Annotated in this window: 7 protein-coding genes and 1 pseudogene; 1 reads left to right on the forward strand and 7 read right to left on the reverse strand. The window is 58.5% G+C overall.

Translation table 11 applies throughout. The annotated features are described in order from the left end of the window. Positions 1 to 181: 181 nt before the first annotated feature. The 6 genes from Q1M04_RS16110 to Q1M04_RS05010 all read right to left on the reverse strand — a co-directional run bounded on the left by Q1M04_RS16110 (position 182) and on the right by Q1M04_RS05010 (position 5,842). The gene (locus Q1M04_RS16110; RefSeq protein WP_366131515.1) at positions 182 to 1,354 is read right to left on the reverse strand and encodes a flavodoxin; all 1,173 of its coding nucleotides are present in this window, start codon (positions 1,352 to 1,354) and stop codon (positions 182 to 184) included. Between the two features lie 30 nt (positions 1,355 to 1,384). Further along, on the reverse strand, positions 1,385 to 2,527 hold the full coding sequence (locus Q1M04_RS04985) for an alpha/beta fold hydrolase (RefSeq protein ID WP_297997245.1): 1,143 nt from the start codon (positions 2,525 to 2,527) through the stop codon (positions 1,385 to 1,387). A gap of 69 nt (positions 2,528 to 2,596) precedes the next feature. Then, on the reverse strand, positions 2,597 to 3,595 hold the full coding sequence (locus Q1M04_RS04990; protein ID WP_297997243.1) for an aldo/keto reductase: 999 nt from the start codon (positions 3,593 to 3,595) through the stop codon (positions 2,597 to 2,599). 180 nt (positions 3,596 to 3,775) lie between these two features. Continuing rightward, positions 3,776 to 3,964 carry a hypothetical protein gene (locus tag Q1M04_RS04995; RefSeq protein WP_300346876.1) on the reverse strand — a complete coding sequence of 63 codons (189 nt, stop codon included), beginning with the start codon at positions 3,962 to 3,964 and terminating at the stop codon, positions 3,776 to 3,778. A 342-nt stretch (positions 3,965 to 4,306) separates the two neighbouring features. Next, on the reverse strand, positions 4,307 to 5,251 hold the full coding sequence (locus Q1M04_RS16115) for an aldo/keto reductase (RefSeq protein WP_366131512.1): 945 nt from the start codon (positions 5,249 to 5,251) through the stop codon (positions 4,307 to 4,309). 222 nt (positions 5,252 to 5,473) lie between these two features. Then, complete coding sequence (locus Q1M04_RS05010) at positions 5,474 to 5,842, reverse strand: hypothetical protein (RefSeq protein ID WP_297997239.1); 369 nt, start codon at positions 5,840 to 5,842, stop codon at positions 5,474 to 5,476. 148 nt (positions 5,843 to 5,990) lie between these two features. Here Q1M04_RS05010 and Q1M04_RS05015 point away from each other — a divergent pair. Next, positions 5,991 to 6,794 (forward strand): annotated as a pseudogene (locus Q1M04_RS05015) (C40 family peptidase); the annotation flags it as partial. On the opposite strand, the gene Q1M04_RS05020 reads toward Q1M04_RS05015, so the two are convergent. Further along, the gene (locus tag Q1M04_RS05020; RefSeq protein ID WP_300346874.1) at positions 6,740 to 7,228 is read right to left on the reverse strand and encodes a hypothetical protein; all 489 of its coding nucleotides are present in this window, start codon (positions 7,226 to 7,228) and stop codon (positions 6,740 to 6,742) included. The pseudogene Q1M04_RS05015 and the gene Q1M04_RS05020 overlap by 55 nt on opposite strands. Positions 7,229 to 7,684: the final 456 nt, after the last annotated feature.

Genomic DNA, 7,684 nt, shown 5'->3' on the forward strand with positions numbered 1-7,684 from the left:
TTCGAATCCCGCTGTTTACACGTTTTGCGCTTTGTTTTTGAATTGTTTGCTTTTTGCCAGTGACAAATGGCTTCCTAAGTTAAAAAGCCTGCATTCCTTGAAACACAAGGGGTACAGGCAAAGAGTAACCCTACCCCATCCGAACAACTGACAACAATTTGTTCAGATTGGGCGGGGTCATTCACGCCGCGTTCTGCTCACTGACGGTAAATCCGTCCTCGATCACATTCGCGCCGGGCTCCAATTCCTGAATGGTCTGGATGGTCCGGGAGAAGCGGCTTCCATTGTGGACGTTAAAGGGGATGATGGTCTTGCCGGAAAAGTCGTACTCATCAAAGAAGCTGTACAGCGCCTGGGGCAGGTCGGCCCACCAGTTGGGATAGCCGACGAAGACAGTGTCATAGCCGTCCAGGTCCTCAATGTGGCTGGTCAATTCCGGGCGGGCGTCCTGACGCTGTTCCTCCGCCGCGGCGTCGATCACCTCGTCCCGGTCGCCGGAGTAGGGCACGGCGGTCCGGATGGAGAACAGCGTTCCGCCGGTCTCCGACTGAATCATATCCGCGATCGCCCGGACCAGGCCCTTTTCCGCACCGTCCACCGTGGTCACGCTGGCGGAGGTTACGGCGTCCACCGTCCGGTTCTCATCGGCGGTAAAGTAGGCAATCAGGACATTCCCGGAGCTTCCGGAACCGCCGGAGGCGGGGAGATTCAGGCCGGCCGCCCACTCCGCGGCCTCACTGGAATCAACATGGCTCTGGAACCGCCGCCCCTCCAGCCACTCGCCGCTTCCGGCGGTCTCTGCCAGCAGCGTGCCGCTGTCATCCAGACCGGAGGAAGAGGAGGTACAGAAGGGAATCACCGTCTTGCCGGTGAAATCATTGGCTTTCACAAAGCTGCTGGTGGGCCAGGCGGCAATGTGCCACCAGATGGGATAGCCCACAAATACGGTATCGTAGTCCGTCCAGCCCTCCGGGGTGGGAACCGTCAGCGCTACATCCTGCAGGGCGGGATCATCGTGCTCCTTGGTAACCCGGCTGTTTTTGTCTGTCCAGTCCAGATCATCCGAGGTATAGGGGTCTGCCGGTACGATCTCAAAGAGGTCCGCGCCCAAGGTTTCCGCGATGGTCTCCGCCACGGCCCTGGTGCTTCCGGTAGCGGAGAAATAGGCCACCAGGACCTTGCCGCTTCCTGCCGGGGCGGACGGCTCCGCCTCTCCCGGCTGCTGGACCGCCGGGGGAGGAACGGTCTCCGGCGCGGAGGCGGGAAGCTGTTCCGGCGGCTGGTTTTCGTCGGATTTGCCGCCGCAGGCGGTCAGGGACAGCGTCAGCACGACGGCCAGCAAAAGAGAAATCATTTTTTCATAATGGTCCGCGCTCCTTCTTGGTCAGTTGACGTTAGCCTGGATCCAGGCTTCCACATGGTCCGCAATCACGTCATTGTTCAGTTCCTGGAACAGGAAGTGACTGTTGCCGGTGATGCCCTCCTTGGGCAGATCTACCACCGTGGCGCTGCCGCCGTCGGCGTTATACTGCTCCACAAAGGCCAGCGCGCCGTCCCGCACCATCTTCCAGAAACCAGTGGACTGAATATCCTCGGGGCCGTTGTCGATATAGTCGCCAAAGTAGACCACGATGGGAATGTTGGCTTCCAGCAGGCGCTGGTACTGCTCTGAGCCGGGCTGGGGCGTTCCGCCGGGTTCGATGGCGACAATCGCGGCGATGTTCTCCACCGGCACATCCCAACCCACGGCGCCGCCCTGAGAGTGGGTGACAAAGATGGACTTCTGGCCGGTCATGGCCTTCACATCCGCCATGACCTCGCCCAGAGCGGCGGCGCAGGCGGCCTGGTCAAAGCTGGTGGTGTTGGGGGTCATCTGACGGAAGAACTGGTTCTGGGCCTCGTCTCCCTCCGGGAACTGGGAACCCTCGTACCGCTCCGGGGCCACGCGGCCAATGCGGAAGTGGGTGTACCACGCCTGGTCGCCGGGCTTGTACTCCTTGGAGTCCTCTGCCCAGGTATCCAGCATCCCGTCCATGGTCATCTCTGTGGCGGCGCCTGCCTCGCCCCGGCCCGGCTGGTCCACCAGGAAGACACTGTGCCCGCGGCGCAGGAACATGGTGTCCCAGCCCTCCCGGCCGTCGGGGGTGGTCATCCAGCCCATGCGGGACTGGCCGTAGCCGTGGAGAAACACCATGGGCAGGCCGGTGCTTTCCGCCGGAATCTGGTAGAGAACATTGGCATGGCCCACATGGGCGGTGTTGCCGGGCCGGGCGGCGTCCAGCCAGTTCGTGGTGGCGTCATAGTCCCCCGCCACGGGCTCAGTGACGGTTCCGCCGGAGGAGAACATTCCCTGTTCGGCAATCACCAGCGCGCCGTCAGGAATTTCATTCGCTACTTCACCCTGCGGCCCCTCGGGAACCGCGGCGGGCGTGCCGTCATTGGCGGGAGAGCCTCCGCAGCCTGCCAGCAGGGAGAGCGCCAGTACGCCGCTTGCAATCATCGCGGTCCATCTGAATTTGTGTTTCATCAAAATTTCCTCCTGTTATAGTTGTTCCAACATCCATTCCGCATGGGGAAACGCGGAGTTGTGCGGTCGTTATGGATTGACGATTTTTGTGCCGCCGAATACCTGGGACATCTCCATTCCCTCCAGCGTCTCATCCAACTTTTGAACCTCAGCGGCGGTCAGAAGGACCTCCGCCGCTCCGGCGTTTTCCCGCAGGCGCTCCGGGTTCCGGGTGCCGGGAATGGGGACGATCCAGGGCTTTTTGCAGAGCATCCAGGCCAGAGAAATCTGGGCGGGCGTGGCGTTTTTCTCCGCCGCGAGTCCGTTCAGCAGCGCCAGAAGCTCCCGGTTTTTCTCCATGGCCTCCTCCGTGAACTGAGGCATGGAGGCCCGGTAGTCGTACCGTCCATCGAATTTGGCGTCCTTGCCGTATTTTCCTGTTAAGAAGCCGTTGGCCATAGGGGAAAAGGCCACGAACCCGACTCCCAGCTCCTCCAGCACAGGAAACAGCGCCTCATAGTGCCGGGCCATCATGGAGTAGCGGTTTTCCACCGCCGTCACGGGGCAGACGGCGTGGGCCCGGCGCAGATAGTCCTCGCTGGCCTCGGAGATCCCCCAGTGGAGAATTTTGCCCTCCCGGATCAGGTCTGCCATGACCCCGGCCACCTCCTCCGGAGGCGTGGCCGCGTCTATACGGTGCTGGAAGTAGAGGTCGATGCGGTCCGTCCGAAGCCGCCGGAGGGAGCCCTCCACGGATTCCCGGATGCGCTCCGGGCGGGCGTCGGTAATCAGGGGGTAGGGCACGACACCCGCGTTGGTGTCGAAGCGGATGCCAAACTTCGTGACGATCTGCACCTTGTCCCGGATAGGCTGGAGGGCCTCGCCTGCCAAACGCTCATTGGCATGCGGGTCCTCTTGGGTGCCGTAGACCTCGGCGGTATCGAAAAGCGTATAACCCGCCTCCGCCGCAGTCCGCAGAAGCCGGACAGCTTCTTCTTTTTCCAACGGCGCGCCGTAGGCATGGCTGATGCCCATGCAGCCGAAGCCCACGTCCGAAACGGTCAGGCCGCCTAAGCTGCGCTGATTCATAGAACCGCCTCCTTGTGTTTCCTGATGTCTGTATTGTAGCCGTAAAATCCCGTCTGTGGAAGTATCGTTTGGTTAAAGGGTATCAACCTAAAGGTTCAAGCCCCGGAGCAGGCAGTCCTGCTCCGGGGCTTGAATGTGTATAAAGAAGGGAAAGGCCGCCCCTGCGGGCGGCCCTACGGATTACTTTTTGATAAACTTCTGATCGGCGGCGGAAACGCCGCCCTCGTCTGTGATATAGCGTTCCACCCGCATATGGAGGCCATACTTGTCCCGCAGCTCTGCGATTTTGGCCATCATGGGAGAGGCGTGGTGCGTGTCCGGGGCGGACGGGTCCCGCTGATACCGCTTCCGCCTGTTGGGACGGTTCACGATAGATGACACGATAGATGATTGTTTTGAGAAGCGAGCGCCTGATAAACTGGAATTTACCATTTTCCATTAACAATTCGTCCGCCGACCAAAATGGAGGAAAAGATAACGGCAAAAAATAAGAACGTAAGCCAGATCGGACTTAGTACCCACAACCAGGACCACGAAATCAATCCCGTTGCTTTTAGTACAACAAAAATCAGTGTTAAAACAACAATAGGGTCCATTCCAGACCGTTTCGCTCTCTTTTCCATACACATAAGCACCTCCAAATTCAAGTTTGCTGTTTCCATGATACCACGGAACCCTTGCCCTGTCCAGCGGTTTTCCCAGGAGCCGCTCTCAGGCGCAGCAGGCGGCAATCATGCCATGCAGCTCCTCCGGCGTGAACTCGCCATAGTCCTCTTTCGCCAGGGACCTTTTCACATAGTCCATGGTGGGGCATGCGCCATAGGGAGCCAGCGTCGTGTCAACGCCGCCCGCCTCCATCAGCGCCCGCAGGCGGGAACAGCCGGCCTCTACTATGGCGGCGTCCTCCAGCGCGGCATCCACGCCGGAGCGGAACACGCCCATGGTGTTCACGCAGGAGGCCCACATGACATTTTCCCTGGCCCGCAGGTCCTTCGGGTCCCGGAGCAGGGCTTCACAGCTCTCCACCATCACCTTAATGCCAAGGGGCGCCAGCTCCGCCCGCAGGCCCTCCGACATCCCTTCTACCGCGCGCTTCGCCGCGGCGTAATAGCCGGAACCGGGCGATGTGCGCAGCCCGGCAATGGAGGAAAAGTTGATAATGGCCCCGCTGCGCCGTGCCCGCATATTGGGAAGCACCGCTTTGATGAGGGCAATCGGACCCCAGAAATGGGTTTGGAACAGACGGTCTGTATCATCAAGCAGAGCTTGGTCCCCATGCCCCAGGGGGTACCACGCCTGAATCGCCATGCCCTCAGAAGCCAGGAACTCCTTCAGGCTCTTCTCCTGGAAGTAGGGGTGGACCTCTGTCTGGAGGAGCACGGGACGAATCTTGCAGATGGAGAGAATTTCCCGGATCTGCTCCTTGTTGAAGTTCGAAAGGCCAATCGCCCGGACCTTCCCCGCCCGGACCGCCGCCTCCATCTGCCGGTATCCGGCAACGTAGTTTCCCGCGGGCTGGTGGATGAGCAGGAGGTCGATGCAGTCCGTGTCCAGCCGCTCCAGCGTCTTCTCCACGGCGTCTGGCTGCTCGTAAAAAGCAGGCCAGAGCTTGGTTTCCAGGAAAATTTCCTTCCGGTCCAGGCCGGACTTCCTCATGGCCCGCCCCACGGCCCGCTCGTTGACATAGGCGTTTGCGGTGTATGAGCCGGTATCCGTTTTCCAGGGCGCTGAGGCAGGACGCCTCCGCCTCGTCCGGGGTCAGCAGAAAGGTCCCGATGCCCGCCATGGGCATCTCCACGCCGTTGCTCAGGGTCAATTTCAACTGTTCTTTCATGGTGTTTCCTCCCAAGCCCGCGAAAAGGCGGGGTATTCTCGCTTTCAAGAATACCCCGCCGGAGCGGAAAACGGAAGAATCGTTTGGTTAACGGGCATGAACCCGCTGGTTAACGCTTGTTTTTCATCACCTGTCACCGTGCGGATGAGGGACCTGACGGCGGGAGCGGGTCTGGGGGAGTGGAGGAAGCCAAAGGGAATGGTGTGCTCCCAGTCCACAGGTAGAATCTTCAGCAGCGGGTGGACCCCCTCCCACTGGGGCACCGCCAGCAGCAGGGCGTTTTCGTGTTCGCACCGGTTGAAGACCTCCAGGTTGTAAAAGGAGAAATCCACAAGCCCGATTTCCGGGTGATTCGCCTCCAGATCATCCCGCAGGGCATCCACATAATGACTCCAGTTGCGCTTGATGACCATGAGCTTTTCACCTCGCAGGTCCTCAAGGGTCAGGACCTTTTTCCGGGCCAGGGGATGGTAAATGGAGACAGCGCAGCAAAGGCTTACTTTTTCTCGTTCACCATAGAATGGAGCTCCGGCACAAGCTCGGTCAGCCGAATATACCGCTGTGCTGGTTTCCATTCTGAGCGCATGGCATGAGGGGGAGTGGACGCTGGTGGATGTCCAGCCCACCTTGCAGATGCTCTTTGACCGCCAGTACACGCTGACCGAAAACGTGGTAAAGGAGCGGCGGTACTACATCGAAACGGATACATGGACGGACGAGGACGGCAATACCCACATCGACAGCTACCGGGTGTATTACGATTACTTCATCTGCACTGTGACGCTGGATAACTTCAACCTTTCCCATCTCCCGGTGTACATCATGGGGGAGGACAAGGTTTCCCGGTATTCCCTCTACATGGCTACGCTGGGGAACCGCCCCGACCTCTTTCCCGGCTCGTCCTATGTGGGGAAATATACCAGCCCGCCGGAGGGCTACGAAGTGCCGGGGGAATATCTGGACGATGAAACATTCGCGGCGATGCTCTCCGCGGCCGAGAAATACCTCGGCTATCCCTATGTATGGGGCGGGAGCTCCCCGGCCGCGTCCTTTGACAGCTCCGACTTTGTTTCGTGGGCCATCAACCATTCCGGCTGGAACGTGGGGCGGCTGGGGGCCCAGGGGCTTTACAACATCTGCACCAGAACCAGCTCCCCGCGCCCCGGCGATTTGGTATGCTTCAAGGGAACCTATGATACCCCGGGAGTCTTCCACTGTGGCATCTATGTGGGGGACGGGATGATGATACATTGTGGCGACCCCATACAATATGCCAACTTGAACAGCAGTTACTGGCAGACGTGTGCAAATTATCCGTTTGCTATAATGAAATTACAGCAAGGCCAAGTGCACAGGCCAAGTTGAACAAATGTAAAGGAGCAAAAAACCGCCGGCGATCCCAGGCGGACCATAATGACAAACCAGAAAAAACAGAAGAAAAAAGAACTTGCCAGCACAGTCCCCCCGAAACCGCCCATACCGATAAAAAGGTTATTGAGGACTTGACCGACGATGAAGTCGCCAGAATCAAGAAGTTTCGAGATATGCGGGAACATGAACACCGCCAAGATTTCCCTGCGGGTTTCCATGCGGCACACATACTGTTCCGGCGATTCGCAGTAGGGCAGGCGGCCCTTGGCGGCAACTATGTACTCGTCATAGCCGCGCTCGTCCCAGCGGTCCTTTAACTCGCGGTAAAAGCTCCGGTCAAACTGTGCGGTGATCTCCCAAAGCTCGCTGAGGGTGGCAGCATCATCATAGGACAGATTACGTCTATGCTTCTTGATGGTAATTCCCATCCTGCATTTTCCTTTCGTTCAGATTTTGCCGGGGTCTGAACGAAAGGGGCGGGGAGCGGCAGCAGGGCTGGTGTCGTTGGCCTGGATATAGAAAAGCACCCGGATGGTACAAGACCATTCGGGTGCTGGGGACAACATTATAAGCTGACAGGAAACGACTATTTTCGCAAACATAGGCGGAATATGCTGCTGCAGGGGTCAGGCTTTTTTTGACAAGTGCCTTTCTCTCCAAAGTCGCATAGCGGCATCCTCCTATTGCCGCCAGTTTAGTGCGTGACAAGTTGTGCTGTACGACGGCTTTTTTCTTTTGCCGTCGTGCGGCAGATTGCATTTCTATTATTTACCTATATGCTAAACGCTAATTTTGTGGATTTCATAAAGATTTGAAAAAATAATGAGCGATACCGCAGTACCGCCCACCAAATTTCTAATATGGAATTTTTATAATGACCTGTG

Source organism: uncultured Oscillibacter sp., assembly GCF_950073225.1.
Classification (GTDB): Bacteria; Bacillota; Clostridia; order Oscillospirales; family Oscillospiraceae; genus Oscillibacter.

Coding starts and splice junctions, on each gene's coding strand:
- Q1M04_RS05010 (WP_297997239.1), bottom strand. CDS start 5,842: ATGGTCATCAAGCGCAACTGGAGTCATTATGTGGATGCCCTGCGGGAT.
- Q1M04_RS05020 (WP_300346874.1), bottom strand. CDS start 7,228: ATGGGAATTACCATCAAGAAGCATAGACGTAATCTGTCCTATGATGAT.
- Q1M04_RS16115 (WP_366131512.1), bottom strand. CDS start 5,251: ATGAGGAAGTCCGGCCTGGACCGGAAGGAAATTTTCCTGGAAACCAAG.
- Q1M04_RS16110 (WP_366131515.1), bottom strand. CDS start 1,354: ATGATTTCTCTTTTGCTGGCCGTCGTGCTGACGCTGTCCCTGACCGCC.
- Q1M04_RS04985 (WP_297997245.1), bottom strand. CDS start 2,527: ATGAAACACAAATTCAGATGGACCGCGATGATTGCAAGCGGCGTACTG.
- Q1M04_RS04990 (WP_297997243.1), bottom strand. CDS start 3,595: ATGAATCAGCGCAGCTTAGGCGGCCTGACCGTTTCGGACGTGGGCTTC.